The sequence below is a fragment of the Streptomyces sp. NPDC038200 genome (genome assembly GCF_055600785.1).
Window position 1 is genome coordinate 159,353 of sequence record NZ_JBVJYH010000013.1, and the last position, 19,170, is coordinate 178,522.

Consider the following 19,170-nt stretch of genomic DNA (forward strand, 5'->3'; position numbering starts at 1 on the left):
CCTCGAACCCCCCTTGAATCAGGCGTTCCGCTTACCGGGATGATGGGACGTAAGAAGGGAGGAACCGGTATGCCGACGCTTCGGACAGTCCTGCCCATACCGGTGTCCGTGGCGCTGCTGCTCGCCCCCGCCGCCTCCCGGGACGCCTCCCCGGCCACCTCCCGGGACGCCTCCCCGGTCGCGGCCACGGACACCGTCCTGCTGCGGTTCGTCACCGACGGCGGGGCACCCGCCGCGGCCCTGCTGGCCCGGGACACCGAGGGCGGCGGAGCCCGCCTCCGCTACGCGACCGCCGGCCAGGGCATCCGCCGCGCCGACCACTTCCGCGCCGGCAGCATCACCAAGACCTTCGTCGCGACGATCGTGCTCCAGCTGGCCGCGGAGCACCGGCTCGCCCTGTCCGACACCGTGGAGCGGCACCTGCCGGGACTGCTCCGCGGGCCCGGCACCGACGGCCGGCGCATCACCCTGCGCGCCCTTCTCACCCACACCAGCGGGCTGGCCGACTTCACCGAAACCACACGCGGTGCCGTCCCCCTGACCGCGCTTCAGGCCGTGCACGTCGCTCTCGCCCTCCCTCCGGCCCACCCGGGCCGCTACTCCTACTCCAACACCAACTACGTCCTGCTCGGCCTGGTCGTCCGCCAGGTCACCGGCCGTTCCCCCGCCGTCGAGGCCGAGCGCCGCATCATCGCTCCGCTGGGTCTGACGGGCACCTCCTTCCCCGGGTCCCGCAGGTCTCTGCCCGCGCCGCACGGCCGGGCCTACACCGCCGATGGTTCCGACGTCACGCGGCTCGACCCGCGCGTGGCCGGGGCGGCGGGTGAGCTGGTGACCACGCTGGCCGATCTGGACCGCTTCTACGCCGCCCTGCTCGGCGGCCGGCTGCTGCCCTCGCACCGGCTGCGCGAGATGCTCGACACCCGCGCCGCACACGGCTCGTACGGCATGGGTCTGTTTCCGGTGAAGCTGCCGTGCGGCACCACGGTGTGGGGGCACAACGGCCGGATAGCGGGGAGCTACGTGCGCAGCGCGGCCACCGCCGACGGCCGCCGTGTCCTCACCTTCCGGGTGAACACGGACGAGATCGCGGATCCCCGCCTCGAACCGGCCCTCCTCGCGGCCGAGTTCTGCCCTCGCACCCCGTAGAACGACCGGGCCCCGGGCGGAGATCCCGACCGGGGTCACACTTTCGGGTGATACGGGCCGGGAGCGGTGGAGGCGGGCGTCACAGCGGGACGATGTCCGGCGCACCGAGGCGTGCCGCGTCCGCCGTCTGGTCGTCCGGCTGGAGCTGGGACTCGCGCTCGGCCTCCACCCGCTTCTCGTAGTGCTCGACCTCGCGCTCGATCTGGTCCTTGTCCCAGCCGAGGACCGGCGCCATCAGCTCGGCCGCCTCGCGGGCGCTGCGGGTGCCCCGGTCGAAGGTCTCGATGGAGATGCGGGTGCGGCGGGTGAGGACGTCGTCCAGGTGGCGGGCGCCCTCGTGCGAGGCGGCGTACACCACCTCGGCGCGCAGATAGTCGTCGGCGGCGCGCAGGGGCTCGCCGAGCGCGGGGTCGGCGGCGATGAGGTCCAGGACCTCCTCGGCCAGCGAGCCGTACCGGTTCAGCAGGTGCTCCACGCGGACCACGTGCAGTCCGGTGCGGGCGGCGATCCGCGCTCGCGCGTTCCACAGCGCCTGGTAGCCCTCGGCGCCCAGCAGCGGGGTCTCCTCCGTCACGCAGTCGGCGACGCGCATGTCGAGCCCGTGCACGGCCTCGTCGACGGCGTCCTTGGCCATCACCCGGTAGGTCGTGTACTTGCCGCCGGCCACCACCACCAGCCCCGGCGCGGGGTGGGCGACCGTGTGCTCGCGGGACAGCTTGCTGGTGGCGTCGGACTCGCCGGCCAGCAGCGGGCGCAGTCCGGCGTACACACCCTGGACGTCGTCCCGGCCGAGCGGTACGGCGAGCACCGAGTTGACGCGTTCCAGCAGGTAGTCGATGTCGGCGCTGGACGCGGCCGGGTGGGCCTTGTCGAGGTCCCAGTCGGTGTCGGTGGTGCCGACGATCCAGTGCCGGCCCCAGGGGATGACGAACAGGACGGACTTCTCGGTGCGCAGGATGAGGCCGGTGGTGGAGTGGATGCGGTCCTTGGGAACGACCAGGTGGATGCCCTTGGAGGCGCGGACGTGGAACTGCCCGCGCTCGCCGACCATGGCCTGTGTGTCGTCGGTCCACACGCCGGTGGCGTTGACGATCTGCTTGGCCCGGATCTCGTACTCCCCGCCGCCCTCCACGTCCTGCACCCGGGCCCCGACGACCCGCTCGCCCTCGCGCAGGAACCCGGTCACACGCGCGCGGTTGGCCACCTTCGCGCCGTACGACGCCGCCGTGCGCACCAGGGTGGCCACGAAGCGGGCGTCGTCCATCTGGGCGTCGTAGTACTGCAGGGCGCCGACCAGGGCGTCCCTCTTGAGGCAGGGGGCGACGCGCAGGGCGTGACGGCGGGTCAGGTGGCGGTGCACGGGCAGGCCCCGGCCGTGGCCACGGGCCATGGACATCGCGTCGTACAGCGCGACGCCCGAGCCCGCGTACAGCCGCTCCCAGCCCTTGTGCTGGAGCGGGTAGAGGAACGGGACCGGCTTGACCAGGTGCGGGGCGAGGCGCTCCAGCAGCAGGCCGCGCTCCTTGAGGGCCTCGCGGACCAGCGCGAAGTCGAGCATCTCCAGATAGCGCAGCCCGCCGTGGACCAGTTTGCTGGACCGGCTGGAGGTGCCGGACGCCCAGTCGCGGGCCTCGACCAGACCGGTGGACAGGCCACGGGTGACGGCGTCCAGCGCGGTACCCGCACCGACCACTCCGCCACCGACCACCAGCACGTCCAGCTCGCGGTCCGCCATCGCCGCCAGTGCCTCGGCACGCTGCACCGGACCCAGAGTCGCTGTCCTCACCGCTGCCTCCCGCTGTCGAAGAACTCGCTCGCGTCGGCCGCACCCGGAGGGCGAAGCCCGGCTCATCCCCTCCTCATGCCCAAATTCTGACCGGCATGCCCGACTTCAGCCACCACAGGCTCCCAACCTGTGGACAACGGGAACGCAACCCCCGGAAGACACACGAACACAATCCCACATAACGGTCATATTTACTCCTAGTGTGACAGTGCGCTGGCTCTTGCTGTTCACAGCGGTTGCGCATCTGCCCCACTTCGGTTACTGGGAAGGACGGCCCACGCCATGCCCGCAGACCTCGCCGTCATCGGACTCGGCCCCTACGGCTTGCCGCTCGCCCAGGCCGCCGTCGCCGCCGGCATCCCCACCGTCGGCTATGCCACCGGCCCCGAGGCGGGCTCGCTCAGCCCCGCCGAGCTGCGCCGTATGCACGCCGCCGGTTTCCGGCCCGCCACCGACCCGGCCCTGCTCGGCCGGGTGCGCACCGCGGTGATCTGCGCGCCCACCCCGCGCGGCGCCGACGGCGGACTCGACCTCGGCCAGGTCGAGGCGGCGGCCCGCGCCCTGGCCGCACGGCTCCGCCCGCACACCACGGTCATCCTGGAGTCACCCGTGCTGCCAGGGACGACGGAGGAGTTCCTGCGCCCGCTGCTGGAGGAGGGCTCGGGCCTCACCGCGGGGCGCGACTTCCACCTCGCCTACTCCCCCAGCCGGGTCGACCCCGGCCGCCGTGACCACACCCCCGCCAGCACGCCCAAGGTCATCGGTGGCCTCACCTCCGCCTGCACCGAGTCGGCCGCCGCGTTCTACGGCCGGCTCACCGACAAGGTGGTACGCGCGCGTGGGCTGCGCGAGGCCGAGACCGTGCAGCTGCTGGAGACCAACTACCGGCACGTGAACATCGCGCTCGTCAACGAGATGGCCGTGCTCTGTCACGAGCTGGGCGTGGACCTGTGGGACGTCATCCGCTGCGCGGAGACCAAGCCGTTCGGCTTCCAGGCGTTCCGGCCGGGTCCGGGCGTCGGCGGGCACGGGGTCCCGCACGACCTGACCGGGCACGCGACCCGCACCCTCCGCATGGTCGAGCTGGCCCAGCAGGTCAACAGCCGGATGCCCCGGTACGTCGTCCAGCGCGCCGCCACGCTCCTGAACGAGCACGGCAAGTCCGCGCGCGGCGCCCGCGTCCTGCTCCTCGGCATCACCTACAAGCCCGACCTCGCCGACCTCCAGGGCACGCCCGCCCAGGAGGTCGCCGTCCGGCTGATGGAGTTCGGCGCCTCCGTGAGCTACCACGACCCGTACGTGCCGTCGTGGAACGTCCTGGACCGCCCGGTGCCGCGCGCGGACACCCTGTACGAGGCCGCCGCCGACGCCGACCTGACGATCCTGCTCCAGCAGCACCGGACGTACGACCTCCAGGGACTCTCGGTGAAGGCGCAGCTGCTGCTGGACACGCGGGGGGCCACGCCCACGGGGGCGGCGCACCGGTTGTGAACGGGGGCGCGCGGGCGGACCGGGCTCCCGGGGTGGGCTGACGGTGACGCCCCCTCGGCGCCTCCTTCCACGACACCGCCCGGTAGCCCGGTGGACGGACCACCGGAATCGCGAAAGGGCCGGTCATCCGCTCCGGACGACCGGCCCCTCAGGCGCCGCGGTGGCCGCGCTCGCGGCTAACGGCGGTGCTGGCTGTCCGCCACCGTCACCTCGACGCGCTGGAACTCCTTCAGCTCGCTGTAGCCGGTGGTCGCCATGGCACGGCGCAGGGCACCGAAGAAGTTCATCGAGCCGTCCGGGGTGTGGGACGGGCCGGTGAGGATCTCCTCGATGGTGCCGACCGTGCCCAGGTCGACCTTCTGGCCGCGGGGCAGCTCCTCGTTGACCGCCTCCATGCCCCAGTGGTGGCCCTTGCCCGGCGCGTCCGTGCCCCGGGCGAGCGGGGAGCCCATCATCACCGAGTCGGCGCCACAGGCGATCGCCTTCGGGAGGTCGCCGGACCAGCCGACACCGCCGTCGGCGATGACGTGCACGTACCGGCCGCCGGACTCGTCCATGTAGTCACGGCGGGCGGCGGCCACGTCGGCGACCGCGGTGGCCATCGGGACCTGGATGCCGAGGACGTTGCGCGTGGTGTGCGCGGCGCCTCCGCCGAAGCCGACCAGCACACCGGCCGCGCCGGTGCGCATCAGGTGCAGGGCCGCGGTGTAGGTGGCGCAGCCGCCGACGATCACCGGGACGTCCAGCTCGTAGATGAACTGCTTCAGGTTCAGCGGCTCGTGCGAGGACGAGACGTGCTCCGCGGAGACCGTCGTACCGCGGATGACGAAGATGTCCACGCCCGCGTCCACGACCGCCTTGGAGAACTGGGCGGTGCGCTGCGGGGAGAGCGCGGCCGCCGTGACCACGCCGGCGTCGCGCACCTCCTTGATGCGAGCGCCGATCAGCTCCTCCTTGATCGGAGCCGCGTAGATCTCCTGGAGGCGGCGGGTCGCCTGCTCGGCGGGCAGCTCGGCGATCTCGTCCAGCAGCGGCTGCGGGTCCTCGTGCCGCGTCCACAGACCTTCGAGGTTGAGCACGCCGAGGCCGCCCAGCTCGCCGATGCGGATCGCGGTGGCCGGGGAGACCACGGAGTCCATGGGGGCGGCCAGGAACGGCAGCTCGAAGCGGTAGGCGTCGATCTGCCAGGCGATCGAGACCTCCTTCGGGTCCCGCGTACGGCGGCTGGGGACGACGGCGATGTCGTCGAAGGCGTACGCCCGGCGGCCGCGCTTGCCGCGCCCGATCTCGATCTCAGTCACGTTGGTGGCCTTTCCCTATGCGTTGCAGCGCCTTCCAGTATCGCCGACGGGCGGGGCGCGAGCTCTCCGCAGGTACGACAAGGGCGGCCCCGGATGCTCCGGGGCCGCCCTTGTCACGACCGCACGCGCGCGTGGACGCGTACACGTGCCGCCTGAGAGCTACCTCTTGCTGCTGTAGTTCGGCGCCTCGACCGTCATCTGGATGTCGTGCGGGTGGCTCTCCTTCAGGCCCGCCGAGGTGATCCGCACGAAGCGGCCGTTGGTCTGCAGCTCGGGCACGGTCTTGCCGCCGACGTAGAACATCGACTGGCGCAGACCGCCGACCAGCTGGTGGACGACGGAGGACAGCGGGCCGCGGTAGGGCACCTGGCCCTCGATGCCCTCGGGGATCAGCTGCTCGTCGGAGGCGACGCCCTCCTGGAAGTAGCGGTCCTTCGAGAACGACTTGCGGTCGCCACGGGACTGCATGGCGCCGAGCGAACCCATGCCGCGGTACGACTTGAACTGCTTGCCGTTGATGAACAGCAGCTCGCCCGGGGACTCCTCGCAGCCGGCGAGGAGCGAGCCGAGCATCACCGTGTCGGCGCCCGCGACCAGGGCCTTGGCGATGTCGCCGGAGTACTGCAGACCGCCGTCGCCGATCACCGGCACACCGGCGTTCTTGGCGGCGAGCGCGGCCTCGTAGATCGCGGTGACCTGCGGGACGCCGACGCCGGCGACCACGCGGGTCGTACAGATGGAGCCGGGTCCGACACCGACCTTGATGCCGTCGGCACCCGCGTCGACCAGGGCCTGGGCACCGTCACGGGTGGCGACGTTGCCGCCGATGACGTCGACGCCGGAGGAGTTCGACTTGATCTTGGCGATCATGTCGCCGACGAGACGGGAGTGACCGTGCGCGGTGTCCACGACGATGAAGTCGACGCCGACCTCGATCAGGGCCTGGGCTCGCTCGAAGGAGTCACCGGCCACCCCGACCGCGGCGCCGACCAGCAGCCGGCCCTCGGCGTCCTTGGCGGCGTTCGGGTACTGCTCCGCCTTGACGAAGTCCTTGACCGTGATCAGGCCCTTGAGGACACCCTCGTCGTCGACCAGCGGCAGCTTCTCGATCTTGTGCTTGCGCAGCAGCTCCATGGCCTCCGGGCCGGAGATGCCGACCTTGCCGGTGACCAGCGGCATCGGGGTCATGACCTCGTGCACGCGGCGGCTGCGGTCGCTCTCGAAGGCCATGTCACGGTTGGTGACGATGCCGAGGAGCTTCTTGTCGCCGTCGGTGACCGGGACACCGCTGATGCGGAACTTGGCGCACAGCGCGTCGGCCTCGGCGAGCGTGGCCTCCGGGTGGATGGTGATCGGGTCGGTCACCATGCCGGACTCGGACCGCTTCACCAGGTCGACCTGATTGGCCTGGTCCTCGATGGAGAGGTTGCGGTGCAGGACGCCGACGCCGCCCTGGCGGGCCATCGCGATCGCCATGCGGGACTCGGTCACCTTGTCCATGGCGGCGGACAGCAGCGGGATGTTGACCCGCACGTTCTTGGAGACGTACGAGGCGGTGTCGATCTCGTCGGGCGCCATGTCCGACGAGCCCGGCAGCAGCAGCACGTCGTCGTAGGTCAGCCCGAGTGTCGCGAATTTACCGGGCACTCCGTCGACGTTGGCAGTCATGACACCTTCCCCAAATGGCCTTGATCGGTGCGGATGTCCATGCTAACGGGAAGCGTCGCTAGCAAATTCCACGGTACGGGGTCGCTTCAGGCTTCGTATGTTCGTACGGAACCGATGGCGCGCCTGTTCAGCGAGGGAGCTACGGAGGCTCCGCGCCGGAGGGTTACTGCTCGGCGAGCGCCCGGAGGCGGCTCAGGGCCCGGTGCTGGGCCACACGGACCGCGCCGGGTGACATTCCCAACATCTGCCCCGTCTCCTCCGCGGTCAAGCCCACGGCGATGCGCAGCAGAAGCAGCTCGCGCTGGTTCTCCGGGAGGTTGGCCAGCAGCTTCTTGGCCCACTCGGCATCGCTGCTGAGCAGGGCGCGCTCCTCGGGGCCGAGGGAGTCGTCGGGCCGCTCGGGCATCTCGTCGGAGGGCACCGCGGTCGACCCCGGGTGGCGCATCGCGGCGCGCTGGAGGTCGGCGACCTTGTGGGAGGCGATGGCGAAGACGAACGCCTCGAAGGGCCGGCCGGTGTCGCGGTAACGGGGCAGCGCGAGGAGGACCGCGACGCAGACCTCCTGCGCGAGGTCCTCGACGAAGTGGCGCGCGTCGCCGGGCAGCCTGGACAGCCGGGTGCGGCAGTAGCGCAGCGCCAGCGGGTGGACATGGGCGAGCAGATCGTGCGTGGCCTGCTCGTCCCCGTCGACGGCGCGATGTACGAGCGCACCGATCGCCCCGTGGGCCGTGCCCGCCTCGTCGTCGCGCATCGGTCCATGGTGCACTGCGGCCGTCCGGTCCGTCGCATCGTGTTCGTGGTTGTGCACCGAAGCGTTATGAGCAGGTGCGCCGGCACTCATTCCCTGCGCCCTCCCCTTCCGCTCGACCGACTCGTCCCCGAGAGACTCCACATCTCAAGGATGCGGCATCCGCGCCGAAACGAGCAGCGCGCGTCCGGCGGGCCGCCTTGCGCGTACCCCTCAGCGGGGTTCGACAGGTGGTACGCCGGAGCGATTACGCGCCCCATCGGGCGTTGTCGTGCGCCGGAGCGATGTCGTACGCCGGACGCGTCACCTGGCGGGTACGCCCCTCGCGCGCCGGAGGCGGTCACCCCGACGGGTGCGGCGACCGGGTACGGCGACACGCTGCGCCGGGCACGGCGACGTCCTACGCCGAGTGGCGACGTCCTACGCCGGTACGGCACCGGTCGGCACGGACCGGGACGGTCCCGACGACCGCGCCGCAACGTGACGCGGCGCACCGCAACCGACGCGACACCCCGTGGCCGTGCCCTTCGGAGGCACCCCCGGCGTCCGTGCCGTGCGGTGCCCTGCCGTGCCCGCTCACGCGACCGGAGTGCGCACGGCGTCCCCTGTCCGGGGAGTCCGCACGGCCACCCCGCGTCCACGCGCCGACCGCCGCACCGGGACCGCCCCGGGCACGCCCGGCGCCCTCGCGCCGGCCGGGCGCCCGAGCGGGCGCCGATGACGGGAACGGCACCGGCCGGCGCCCGGTGCAGGGCGCGGCGCAGGGTCCGGCACCCGCTAGCGGACCAGTCCCCAGCGGAAGCCGAGGGCCACCGCGTGGGCCCGGTCCGAGGCACCGAGCTTCTTGAACAGGCGCCGCGCGTGCGTCTTGACCGTGTCCTCGGAGAGGAACAGCTCACGGCCGATCTCGGCGTTCGAGCGGCCGTGGCTCATGCCCTCCAGCACCTGGATCTCGCGCGCGGTGAGCGTGGGCGCCGCGCCCATCTCCGCCGAGCGCAGCCGGCGCGGGGCGAGCCGCCAGGTCGGGTCGGCGAGCGCCTGCGTCACCGTGGCGCGCAGCTCCGCGCGCGAGGCGTCCTTGTGCAGGTAGCCGCGGGCGCCGGCGGCGACGGCGAGAGCCACCCCGTCGAGGTCCTCGGCGACGGTGAGCATGATGATGCGTGCGCCGGGGTCCGCCGAGAGCAGCCGGCGCACGGTCTCGACGCCGCCCAGACCGGGCATGCGCACGTCCATCAGAATGAGGTCGGAGCGGTCGGCGCCCCAGCGGCGGAGGACTTCCTCGCCGTTGGCCGCCGTCGTCACGCGCTCGACACCGGGCACGGTCGCGACCGCGCGGCGGAGCGCTTCTCGGGCAAGCGGGGAGTCGTCGCAGACGAGGACGGATGTCATGACCGCCCTCCGCAGCTGATGCGCGTCACCTTGAGCCTCCAGGCTGGTACGGAATCGTCACCTGTGCGGTCGACCGTCTCGGACGCCTGCCCGAGCACTTGTGTTTTCAACCGCCTCCGCACTCTCAACGACGGTCACTCGAAAGAGTTACGGGGCCGCGTGCCGTCTTCGGCACTCTACGTGAGGGCACCGACACGGTGCAGACATGCCCAACGGACCCTCAACTTTTCATCACAACCTATGCCCCATTCGGCCCCTTTTCTTCCCGTTTCGCAGTGTCCGGGGCTAGATTCGCAATGAGTCATATTTTCATCTCCTTAGACCGGAGATGTACGGTCGTTGGCACCGTATCCGCCCAGAACGGCGACAAGGGGTCACGTAATGGCAGATTTCTCCCGCCTTCCCGGACCGAACGCGGACCTGTGGGACTGGCAACTGCTGGCTGCCTGCCGCGGGGTGGACAGCTCGCTCTTCTTCCACCCGGAGGGCGAGCGCGGGGCGGCTCGGAGCGCTCGCGAGAACTCGGCCAAGGAGGTCTGCATGAGGTGCCCGGTCCGTGCGGAGTGCGCGGCGCACGCACTCGCGGTGCGCGAGCCGTACGGCGTCTGGGGCGGCCTGACCGAGGACGAGCGTGAGGAGTTGATGGGGCGCGCGCGCAACCGCCTGGTGGCCGCCTCGACCACCAGCGGGGACGCCGCTCCGAACCACTGAAGGAACGTTTCTGCACCCACGGCCCACCGGGTGCGCTCTTCCCTCCCCATCTGGGCACGCGCGCGCGTGCCCATGACTCTGCCGACCCCGCCGACGTGCCCCTAAGGGCGCCCGGCCGCCCGCGCCAGTTGCTCCAGCGTCGCCGACACGGCCGGGACCTGTGCCAGGTCGGGCAGGGTGAGGGCGACGATCTCCCGCCGTACCGCCGGTTCCAGCCGTACCGTGCGGGCACCCCGCGGCCGTACCGACTCCACGGCCAGCTGGGGCAGGACGGCGACCCCGAGCCCGGCGCCGACCAGGCCGACCACCGCCGGATAGTCGTCGGTGGCGAAGTCGATGCGCGGGGTGAAGCCGGCCCCCTCGCACACCTCGATCAGCTGGCCGCGGCAGCGCGGGCAGCCCGCGATCCAGGGCTCGGCGGCCAGCTCCCCGATGGCGACGGTCTCCGCGCGCGCGAGCCGGTGCCGCTCGGGCACCAGGGCGACCAGCCGGTCCGTCAGCAGGGGGCGTACGACGAGGTCGTCCCAGTCCTCGGCGACGGCCGCCCCCTCGTAGCGGAAGGCCAGGGCCAGGTCGCAGTCGCCCTCGCGGAGCAGCTCGACCGATCGCGGGGGCTCGGCCTCCTCCAGGAAGACACGGGTGCCGGGGTGGGCGGCACGGAGGGCGGCCAGGGCCGTGGGGACCAGGGTGGAGCTGCCACTGGGGAAGGAGACCAGCCGGACCCGGCCGGCGCGCAGGCCGGCGATGGCGGCGACCTCCTCCTCGGCCGCGGTGAGGCCGGAGAGGATGCCGGAGGCGTGCCGGACCAGGGCCTCGCCGGCCTGGGTGAGGCGCATCTCGCGGCCGGTACGGACGAGCAGCGGGGTGCCGACCGAGGCTTCCAGGGCCTTCATCTGCTGGCTGACGGCGGGCTGGGTGCAGCCCAGCAGGCGCCCCGCCGCCGAGAAGGAGCCGGTGGTGGCGACGGCGCGCAGGACGCGGAGATGACGAGCCTCGATCACCCGTCGAGCATAAGGCAGCCTTGGGTGGGGCACCCGATAATGCGTCGACACTTTGGGGTCCGATCGCTTAGCGTGACGGAATGAAGCTTCTCTCGGTCAATCTGGGCAGCCCCCGGCACGTGCCCTACACGAACCAGCCGGACGGCTTGACCGGCATCGACAAGCGCCCGGCCGAGGGTCCGGTGCGGGTGGCGGCACCCGGCCCCCGAGGGGTCGGCGCGAGCGGGCTGGCCGGGGACGCGGTGTGCGACACCCGCTACCACGGCGGGGACGACCAGGCGGTGTACGCCTTCGCCCGCGAGGACCTCGACGACTGGGAGCGCGAACTCGGTAAATCGTTGGCCAATGGTTGCTTCGGCGAGAACCTGACGACGGAGGGGCTGGACGTCTCCGGGGCGCTCGTCGGCGAGCGCTGGCGGATCGGTTCCGGGGTGCTGCTGGAGGTGACCTCGGGCCGCATTCCGTGCAACACGTTCCAGGGCCATCTGGGCGAGCGCGGCTGGGTCAGGAGGTTCACACGGAAGGGCGCAACGGGTGCCTACCTCCGGGTGATCGAACCGGGCGAGATCCGGGCGGGCGATCCGGTCGAGATCGTGCACCGGCCGGACCACGGGGTGACCGCGGCGATACAGTTCCGCGCGGTCACCACCGAGCGGGAACTGCTGCCCCGGCTGCTCGCGGCGGGGGAGGCCCTGCACGCGGACGCGCTCGCGAAGGCGCGCAAGTACGTCGCGGAGCACGGGAGCTGAACGGCCCTCAGGAGCGCCGCGGCCGCCGGGTGCACGGGCAGCGGAGGCCGGCGGTCCGGGTCACTACCCTTGGGCCATGACAACGGCTCTGATTACAGGATCGACCGCGGGGATCGGTGCCGCGTTCGCGCGGCGGCTCGCGGCGGACGGGCATGACCTCGTCCTGGTGGCGAGGGACACCGGGCGGCTGCGCGAGCAGGCGACCGAACTACACGACCGGCACGGCATCGAGGTGGAGGTGCTGACCGCCGACCTGGCGCAGGACAAGGGCATCGAGTCGGTGGCCGACCGGCTCGGCGACCGGAAGAACCCGGTCGACCTGCTGGTGAACAACGCCGGATTCGGCAACAAGGGCCGCTATCTGGACGTGTCGATGGCGGACGAGCTGCGGATGCTCAAGGTGCACTGCGAGGCGGTGCTCCGGCTGACCTCGGCGGCGGCCGAGGCGATGCGCGAGCGCGGCCGGGGCGGCGTGGTGAACGTCGCGTCGGTGGCCGCCTTCGTGCCGCGCGGCACGTACGGCGCGTCCAAGGCGTGGGTCGTGCAGTTCACCCAGGGCGCGGCCAAGGACCTGGCCGGCAGCGGGGTCCGGCTGATGGCGCTGTGCCCGGGATTCGTGCGCACCGAGTTCCACCAGCGGGCCGGGATGGGCACGGACAACATCCCGGGCTGGATGTGGCTGGACGCCGACAAGCTGGTCGCGGCGGCCCTGGCCGACCTGGCGCGCGGCAAGACGCTCTCCGTCCCGGACCCCCGGTACAAGGCACTGATGGGGCTGGTGAAGGTGACGCCGCGCGCGCTGCTCGGCGGGATCAGCTCCCGCACCGGGCGCAAGTACGGGCCGCAGTAGCGGACGGGTGACGCCGCCGTCCCGGTGGGAAAATGGGCGGGACGGTACCGGACCAGGGGGGCCGGAGGCGGCGTCATGACCTTCGTACAGCTCATCGAGTGCAGGACGAGCCGGCTGGACGAGATGAACCGGCTCATGGACGACTGGGTCCAGCAGACCAGAGGGAAGCGGACGGCGACGCACGCGCTGGTCGGCAGGGACCACTCGGACGCCTCACATGTCGTCGAAGTGGTGGAGTTCCCCTCGTACGAGGAGGCGGTGCGGAACTCGAGGCTGCCGGAGACCGACCGAATCTTCCGCGGGCTGGTCGCGCTGTGCGACGAGACGCCGCGGTTCACCGACCTGGACGTCGTACGGGACGAGCGCCTGTCCGGAGACGACGGCGCAGGGGACGAGCGCCGGTCCGCGGGCAGCGTGCGCAGGTTCTTCGAGGCGCTGTGCACCGCGGGCGAACTGCCTCCGCTCAACGACCTGCTGGACGAGGACGTCCACAGCCGTGATCCGATGAACCCGCAGGACGCCATCGGGCTGGACCATGTCCGCGCCGAGTTCCGGATGTGGCGTGCCGCCTTCGACTTCGCCTTCACGGTCGAGGACGTGTTCGCCCAGGGCGACCGGGCCTGCGCGCGCTGGACGTGGAACGCCACGCACAAGGGCGACTTCCTGGGGATCGCGCCCACCGGCAGACGGGTCACCATGACCGGGATGACGCTGTTCCGGTTCGACGCCGCCGGAAAGTTCGCCGAACTGTGGTGGCAGCACGACCAGCTGGGGCTGATGCAGCAGCTCGGGGCGCTGGACGAGTGGGAGCGGTAGGAAGAGCACGCCGACAGCCCTGACGTCGAAGGCCGCCATGACCGGCTACTCCGTGTCACGCAGCTGTTCGGCCCTCGTACCGGATCGGAGTCCATGTCATTTGAGGTCCATCGTGGCCACCGTGAAGCGGAGCAGCAGGCTCTTGAGGGCGCTTTCGAACGCGAAGCCGAAGTGATGGTCCGCGTTGGGCAGCCGCGCGTTGTCGAGGAGGAAGACGGCGTCCTTGAAGTGCCGCAGGGCCGCGTGTGCGAAGTGGTGCTCTTGTGGTTTCACCGGCACGGTCCGGATCGTAGAGCCTGGTTCGCCCGAATGGCTCAGAGCGCGTCTGCCACGGGCGACACCGATCTGCGGCTCAGCGTTCGACAACCTGGATGTGATGCTTCAGCTCCTCGGCGATGCGCGCGGTGTCGCCGGTCGAGGGCAGGCGCCGGTCCGTCTCGATGCCCGCCTCCACGGCCGGCTCGGAACTGAAGCGGATCAGATCCGGGGAGGCGACGTAGAAGTCCCGGAGCCAGGTGATGAACGCGGCCGCCTCTTCCGCGGTGCTGTCCACGAGGACCACCGTGTCCCTGCCTTCGTTGCTGGCGAAGCCGATGAACTCGATCCCTTCGTCCGTCATCGCCCAGAAGGAAAGGCGCAGTTGCCTGCCCTGCCGGGTCTCGTACCGGACTTCGGGAAACGCGGCTTCGAGGGCAGCGCCGAAGGCAGTCAGGTCCAGGTTCCAGCCGGCGGGGTTCTTGGCGGGCGCGTAGAGCAGGAGGGTCGTCCGGTATTCGTCGAGGTCCACAACAGGAAGCCTCCTTCTTCGTCGGGGTTCAGGGCACGTATAGGGAGGTGCCCTTGACCCCCTGTGCCGCCATGAGCGTCTGCCAGTACGTGGCAGCGTCATTGTCGTTGGTGACGATCTCCAGGCCACGGATCCGCTCGTGCTGCGTCATCGCCTGCCGGTGGACGCGGGGCATCAGCTTCGCGCCGCGGCGCCAGGTACCCGCCACGTCCCGGAGCTCCTCCGGAGAACCGCGGAAGCGGTCACTCATTCCGGCAGGCGCGTACTGGTCGTACCAGGCGGTTTCGCCGCATCGCTGCCCTCCGTCGTCCTGCGCCACCGCTTCGTCGACGACCGCTTCGTCCGCCTGCGCGACGACGTGACGCGCGAGTCCTGGCGGACGGCCGTCGCGGACGCCGGGCCGGCCCTGACTCTTCCCGAGGTGGACAGCCGCGCGGTCCGGGGACTGAAGTTCGCGGAGGCTCTGCCCCAGCGGCTCGCGGAGGCCACGCTCGCGGCCCGCCTGGCGGACGAGGAGGGAGCCCGAGCAGCGCTCACGGAGCCCGTACGGTTCCTCGGAGCCCTGTAGGTCCTGCGGGGATGCGTCCCGCGGAGGAGGCGCCCATCCACCCGCCCGGCCGCCGCAACGCAAGATGCCCAGCACCCCCGAAGGGGCACTGGGCACCTCAGCTCAGCTCAGCGCTCAGTGGGCGTGGCCGTGGCTGTGGCCGTGGCCCGCGGCCTCCGGCTCCTCTTCCTTCTTCTCGACGACCAGGGTCTCGGTCGTGAGCAGCAGGGAGGCGATGGAGGCGGCGTTCTCCAGGGCCGAGCGGGTGACCTTCACCGGGTCGATGACGCCGGCCTTGATCAGGTCGCCGTACTCGCCGGTGGCGGCGTTGTAGCCCTGTCCCTTGTCCAGGTCCTTGACCTTGGACACGATGACGTAGCCCTCCTGGCCGGCGTTCTCGCCGATCCAGCGCAGCGGCTCGACCACGGCGTTGCGGACCACGGAGACACCGGTGGCCTCGTCGCCGGTCTTGTCGAGGTTGCCCTCGAGCACCTTGGAGGCGTGGACCAGGGCGGAGCCACCACCGGAGACGATGCCCTCCTCGACCGCGGCGCGGGTCGCGGAGATGGCGTCCTCCAGACGGTGCTTCTTCTCCTTCAGCTCCACCTCGGTGGCGGCGCCGACCTTGATCACGCACACGCCGCCGGCCAGCTTCGCGAGGCGCTCCTGGAGCTTCTCGCGGTCCCAGTCGGAGTCGGTGTTCTCGATCTCGGCCTTGATCTGGTTGACGCGGCCCACGACGTCCTCGGACTGGCCGGCGCCGTCGACGATGGTCGTGTCGTCCTTGGTGACGGTCACGCGGCGGGCGGAGCCCAGCACGTCCAGACCGGCCTGGTCGAGCTTGAGGCCGACCTCCTCGGAGATGACGGTGGCGCCGGTGAGGACGGCCATGTCCTGGAGCATCGCCTTGCGGCGGTCGCCGAAGCCCGGGGCCTTCACCGCGACGGCGTTGAAGGTGCCGCGGATCTTGTTGACCACCAGGGTCGACAGGGCCTCGCCCTCGACGTCCTCGGCGATGATCAGCAGCGGCTTGGAGGCACCCGCCTGGATGACCTTCTCCAGCAGCGGCAGCAGGTCCTGGATGGAGGAGACCTTGCCCTGGTTGATGAGGATGTACGGGTCCTCCAGGACGGCCTCCATGCGCTCCTGGTCCGTCACGAAGTACGGCGACAGGTAGCCCTTGTCGAAGGCCATGCCCTCGGTGAAGTCCAGCTCCAGACCGAAGGTGTTGGACTCCTCGACGGTGATGACACCGTCCTTGCCGACCTTGTCCATCGCCTCGGCGATCAGCTCGCCGACCTGCTGGTCCTGGGCGGACAGCGCGGCCACGGCGGCGATGTCGGACTTCTCGTCGATCGGGCGGGCCGAGGCGAGCAGGTCGTCGGAGACGGCCTTGACCGCGGCGTCGATGCCCTTCTTCAGGGCGGCCGGGGAGGCGCCGGCGGCGACGTTCCGCAGACCCTCGCGGACGAGCGCCTGGGCCAGGACCGTGGCGGTGGTGGTGCCGTCACCAGCGATGTCGTTGGTCTTGGTCGCCACCTCCTTCACCAGCTGGGCGCCGAGGTTCTCATACGGGTCCTCGATCTCGACCTCGCGGGCGATCGTGACACCGTCGTTGGTGATGGTGGGGGCGCCGAACTTCTTGTCGATGACGACGTTGCGGCCCCTGGGGCCGATCGTCACCTTCACCGTGTCGGCAAGCTTGTTGACGCCGCGCTCAAGGGCGCGACGGGCGTCCTCGTCGAACTTCAGGATCTTCGCCATGACAGCGGGAGCCCTCTCGGAAACTTGTGGGTAAAAAGACACTGCGCCCCGGGCGCCCGGCTACTTGTCGGTTGCGGGGGGCCAGGGGCGCAGCTCAAAGCAGAGAGTTGCTTGAGGTGATTACTTCTCGATGATCGCGAGCACGTCGCGAGCCGAGAGGACGAGGTACTCGTCGCCGTTGTACTTCACCTCGGTGCCGCCGTACTTGCTGTACAGGACGACGTCGCCGACCTTGACGTCGAGCGGCAGACGCTCGCCGTTCTCGAACCGGCCCGGGCCCACGGCGAGGACGGCGCCCTCCTGGGGCTTCTCCTTCGCGGTGTCCGGGATGACCAGGCCAGAGGCCGTGGTCTGCTCGGCGTCCAGCGGCTGGACCACGATGCGGTCCTCGAGCGGCTTGATGGCAACCTTGGAGCTGGCGGTCGTCACGATCCGACCTCCCCCTTCGGAGATCTCACGGGGTTAACTGTCTGAGGTGGCGACCAGGTCGATCCGTCGTCGCGGGTGCCGGACCTGCCCGTCGCTGTGTTGGCACTCTCCAGTGGGGAGTGCCAGAGCCGAGACTATGACCGCGATTAGCACTCGGTCAAGCGGAGTGCCAATGCCGACGGCGCGTCGCGCCGAACTGCCCCCCGAAAGCTCCCTACAGGTAGTCCTCCAGACGCCCGGCCGTCAGCCCCCCGCCCTGCGCCTCCCGCAGCACCCGCGCCATGCGTTCCCGCAGGGGCGGCCCGGCCGATTCCTCCGGGCCCACCACGACGATGTCGCCGGGGCGGAGGCGGTGGGGGCCGTGGGTGTAGGCGAGGCCGGTGGGGGTCAGGGCGGCGCGCCACAGGACGATCGCGGAGATGCCGCAGTCGGCCGCCGCGCGCAGGGTGGTGGCGTCGTAGGAGCCGTAGGGCGGGCGGAAGAGGCGGGGGCGGACGCCCAGCCGGGCGCGGAGGCGGTCCTGCTGGCCGCAGATCTCGGCGCGTTGCCCGGCGTAGGGCAGCCCGGCCGGGGCCCGGTGGTCGACGGTGTGGTTCCCGATGCCGGCGCCGAGCGCGCGCAGGCGGGCGAAGTGGCGGTAGCCGGGGGCGGCGACGCTGTCGGTGAGGAACAGGGCGACCGGCAGGCGGAGTTCGCGGACCATGTCGACGAAGCGGGGGTCGCGTTCGGCGCCGTCGTCGTAGGTGAGGAAGACCACGGGGTCGCGGGTGGCGACGTGGTCGACCACCGGGGGCAGGTCGTGGGCCCCCGGGTGCTCGGCGAGCGGCCGGGCGGGGTGCGCCGGGAAGCGGACGAGCGGGCGGGTCAGGCCCCAGTGCCGGTAGCCGCGGTCGGCGGCGGGGCGGGACGGGCGCACGCCCGCGGCGGCCTTCTTGCCGAGGCGTTCGATGGGGTCCACGGACTGGGCGCAGCCCGTGAGGAGCAGGGCCGAGGCGAGGACCGCGGCCGGGCCCCGGCCGCGCCTCACAGGTAGTCCTCCAGGCGGGCCACGGCGTAGCCCTCGCGCGTGACCTTGTTCAGGAAGCGGCGCATGTCGTCCACCATCGTGCCGTCCCAGTCGTCCCGGCCGCGGAAGTGGGTGAGGACGATGTCGCCGGGGTGCAGGCTGCGGTCCCAGTCGCGGTACTCCCAGTGGTCGACGAAGACCTCCTCGTCCCAGATGGGCGCGTACTTGATGCCGCAGCTCTTCGCGGCGCGCAGGGTGTCGCCGTTGTAGTTGCCGTACGGCGGCCGGAACACGGTGGGCGCCTTGCCGAACTGCTGCTTCATGACGGTCTGCATGCCGCAGATCTCGTCCTTCTGCTCCTCGTACGACAGGCCGGGCAGGTAGGGGTGGGTGAGGGTGTGGTTGTCGAGGGTCACGCCCTGGGCCTGCATCCGGCGGAAGTAGCCGTAGTCGTCCTTGACGAGGTAGTTGCTGAGGAAGGCCGTGTAGGGGATCTTCAGCTCGCTCATCATGCGCAGGAAGGCCGGGTCCTTCTCGGCGCCGTCGTCGATGGTGAGGAAGACGACCTTCCGCCTGGTGGGGACGGTGGTGAAGACCGGTGGGAGGTCTTCCTCCTCCTGGCCGTCCACCTCGAAGCCGTCGCGGGGCGTGATCACGGGCTTGTCGGTCGGCGGGGCCGGGGGCGTGAGCGGGACCTGGTCCAGGCCCCAGCGCCGGGCGGCGGCGACCAGCCGTGCGTGCTCCGCGGCCTGACGGGCCCGCGGGTCCAGGGGGCGGGCGGGTCCGCCGTGGCCGGCGGCCGGGCCGGCGCCCTCTTCGCCGCCGCAGCCGGCGAGGAGGGCGGCGGTCAGCGCGAGGGCCGCGGCGCCCGCCGCCGGCTTCGCCACCCGCGCCCGGTTTTTGTCATTTTGTACTACTGCTCGCATGGTGCCGGATCCTCCCAGCCCCCGGCCCCCCACCCGGGCCGACACCGCCGCC

General features: G+C 71.4%; 20 protein-coding genes. 7 read left to right on the forward strand and 13 right to left on the reverse strand.

Annotated elements, in window-relative coordinates; all coding sequences use genetic code 11:
- Positions 1-69: 69 nt before the first annotated feature.
- Positions 70-1,149: a serine hydrolase domain-containing protein gene (locus ACZ7KF_RS25590; RefSeq protein WP_471079397.1), complete on the forward strand. Its 1,080-nt coding sequence runs from the start codon at positions 70-72 to the stop codon at positions 1,147-1,149.
- A 79-nt stretch (positions 1,150-1,228) separates the two neighbouring features.
- On the opposite strand, the gene ACZ7KF_RS25595 is transcribed toward ACZ7KF_RS25590, so the two are convergent.
- Positions 1,229-2,935, reverse strand: coding sequence for a glycerol-3-phosphate dehydrogenase/oxidase (locus ACZ7KF_RS25595; RefSeq protein WP_471079400.1), 1,707 nt, complete (start codon positions 2,933-2,935; stop codon positions 1,229-1,231).
- A gap of 282 nt (positions 2,936-3,217) precedes the next feature.
- Here ACZ7KF_RS25595 and ACZ7KF_RS25600 point away from each other — a divergent pair, with 282 nt between their 5' ends.
- Positions 3,218-4,426 carry a nucleotide sugar dehydrogenase gene (locus ACZ7KF_RS25600; protein ID WP_471079403.1) on the forward strand — a complete coding sequence of 403 codons (1,209 nt, stop codon included), beginning with the start codon at positions 3,218-3,220 and terminating at the stop codon, positions 4,424-4,426.
- A gap of 176 nt (positions 4,427-4,602) precedes the next feature.
- Here ACZ7KF_RS25600 and ACZ7KF_RS25605 read toward each other — a convergent pair whose 3' ends face one another.
- The 4 genes from ACZ7KF_RS25605 to ACZ7KF_RS25620 form a co-directional block, all read right to left on the reverse strand.
- Positions 4,603-5,727, reverse strand: coding sequence for a GuaB3 family IMP dehydrogenase-related protein (locus ACZ7KF_RS25605; RefSeq protein ID WP_471079406.1), 1,125 nt, complete (start codon positions 5,725-5,727; stop codon positions 4,603-4,605).
- 159 nt (positions 5,728-5,886) lie between these two features.
- Complete coding sequence (guaB, locus tag ACZ7KF_RS25610; protein WP_471079409.1) at positions 5,887-7,395, reverse strand: IMP dehydrogenase; 1,509 nt, start codon at positions 7,393-7,395, stop codon at positions 5,887-5,889.
- Between the two features lie 163 nt (positions 7,396-7,558).
- Positions 7,559-8,146, reverse strand: a complete 588-nt coding sequence (locus ACZ7KF_RS25615; RefSeq protein ID WP_030641278.1) for a sigma-70 family RNA polymerase sigma factor — start codon at positions 8,144-8,146, stop codon at positions 7,559-7,561.
- A gap of 774 nt (positions 8,147-8,920) precedes the next feature.
- Entirely contained in the window at positions 8,921-9,532 is a 612-nt protein-coding gene (locus tag ACZ7KF_RS25620) for a response regulator transcription factor (RefSeq protein WP_003948568.1), read from the reverse strand.
- A 381-nt stretch (positions 9,533-9,913) separates the two neighbouring features.
- Here ACZ7KF_RS25620 and ACZ7KF_RS25625 point away from each other — a divergent pair, with 381 nt between their 5' ends.
- The gene (locus ACZ7KF_RS25625) at positions 9,914-10,243 is read left to right on the forward strand and encodes a WhiB family transcriptional regulator (RefSeq protein WP_471079412.1); all 330 of its coding nucleotides are present in this window, start codon (positions 9,914-9,916) and stop codon (positions 10,241-10,243) included.
- A gap of 101 nt (positions 10,244-10,344) precedes the next feature.
- Here the strand turns inward: ACZ7KF_RS25625 and ACZ7KF_RS25630 are convergent, their stop codons facing one another.
- On the reverse strand, positions 10,345-11,244 hold the full coding sequence (locus ACZ7KF_RS25630) for a LysR family transcriptional regulator (RefSeq protein WP_471079415.1): 900 nt from the start codon (positions 11,242-11,244) through the stop codon (positions 10,345-10,347).
- Between the two features lie 80 nt (positions 11,245-11,324).
- On the opposite strand from ACZ7KF_RS25630, the gene ACZ7KF_RS25635 reads away from it, so the two are divergent.
- The 3 genes from ACZ7KF_RS25635 to ACZ7KF_RS25645 all read left to right on the forward strand — a co-directional run bounded on the left by ACZ7KF_RS25635 (position 11,325) and on the right by ACZ7KF_RS25645 (position 13,659).
- Positions 11,325-11,993 (forward strand): MOSC domain-containing protein, encoded by a 669-nt coding sequence (locus ACZ7KF_RS25635; protein WP_471079417.1) that lies wholly within the window; start codon positions 11,325-11,327, stop codon positions 11,991-11,993.
- Between the two features lie 76 nt (positions 11,994-12,069).
- A complete protein-coding gene (locus ACZ7KF_RS25640) occupies positions 12,070-12,843 on the forward strand; it encodes an SDR family NAD(P)-dependent oxidoreductase (RefSeq protein WP_471079420.1) in 774 nt (257 codons plus the stop codon).
- A 75-nt stretch (positions 12,844-12,918) separates the two neighbouring features.
- Positions 12,919-13,659, forward strand: coding sequence for an ester cyclase (locus tag ACZ7KF_RS25645; protein WP_471079424.1), 741 nt, complete (start codon positions 12,919-12,921; stop codon positions 13,657-13,659).
- 96 nt (positions 13,660-13,755) lie between these two features.
- Here ACZ7KF_RS25645 and ACZ7KF_RS25650 read toward each other — a convergent pair whose 3' ends face one another.
- The 3 genes from ACZ7KF_RS25650 to ACZ7KF_RS25660 all read right to left on the reverse strand — a co-directional run bounded on the left by ACZ7KF_RS25650 (position 13,756) and on the right by ACZ7KF_RS25660 (position 14,765).
- Positions 13,756-13,938: a hypothetical protein gene (locus ACZ7KF_RS25650; protein WP_471079427.1), complete on the reverse strand. Its 183-nt coding sequence runs from the start codon at positions 13,936-13,938 to the stop codon at positions 13,756-13,758.
- Positions 13,939-14,011: 73 nt separating this feature from the next.
- Positions 14,012-14,446 (reverse strand): hypothetical protein, encoded by a 435-nt coding sequence (locus ACZ7KF_RS25655; protein ID WP_471079430.1) that lies wholly within the window; start codon positions 14,444-14,446, stop codon positions 14,012-14,014.
- A gap of 28 nt (positions 14,447-14,474) precedes the next feature.
- On the reverse strand, positions 14,475-14,765 hold the full coding sequence (locus ACZ7KF_RS25660; RefSeq protein ID WP_471079433.1) for a restriction endonuclease fold toxin-2 domain-containing protein: 291 nt from the start codon (positions 14,763-14,765) through the stop codon (positions 14,475-14,477).
- A gap of 39 nt (positions 14,766-14,804) precedes the next feature.
- Here ACZ7KF_RS25660 and ACZ7KF_RS25665 point away from each other — a divergent pair, with 39 nt between their 5' ends.
- On the forward strand, positions 14,805-15,014 hold the full coding sequence (locus ACZ7KF_RS25665; protein WP_471079436.1) for a hypothetical protein: 210 nt from the start codon (positions 14,805-14,807) through the stop codon (positions 15,012-15,014).
- Between the two features lie 114 nt (positions 15,015-15,128).
- On the opposite strand, the gene groL is transcribed toward ACZ7KF_RS25665, so the two are convergent.
- From groL to ACZ7KF_RS25685, 4 genes are all read right to left on the reverse strand, one after another.
- Positions 15,129-16,757, reverse strand: a complete 1,629-nt coding sequence (groL, locus tag ACZ7KF_RS25670) for a chaperonin GroEL (protein ID WP_471079439.1) — start codon at positions 16,755-16,757, stop codon at positions 15,129-15,131.
- Between the two features lie 120 nt (positions 16,758-16,877).
- Complete coding sequence (gene groES, locus ACZ7KF_RS25675; RefSeq protein ID WP_004955293.1) at positions 16,878-17,186, reverse strand: co-chaperone GroES; 309 nt, start codon at positions 17,184-17,186, stop codon at positions 16,878-16,880.
- A 214-nt stretch (positions 17,187-17,400) separates the two neighbouring features.
- Positions 17,401-18,213 (reverse strand): polysaccharide deacetylase family protein, encoded by an 813-nt coding sequence (locus tag ACZ7KF_RS25680; RefSeq protein WP_471079442.1) that lies wholly within the window; start codon positions 18,211-18,213, stop codon positions 17,401-17,403.
- Positions 18,210-19,118 (reverse strand): polysaccharide deacetylase family protein, encoded by a 909-nt coding sequence (locus ACZ7KF_RS25685; protein WP_471079444.1) that lies wholly within the window; start codon positions 19,116-19,118, stop codon positions 18,210-18,212. The genes ACZ7KF_RS25680 and ACZ7KF_RS25685 overlap by 4 nt, the downstream gene beginning before the upstream one ends.
- Positions 19,119-19,170: the final 52 nt, after the last annotated feature.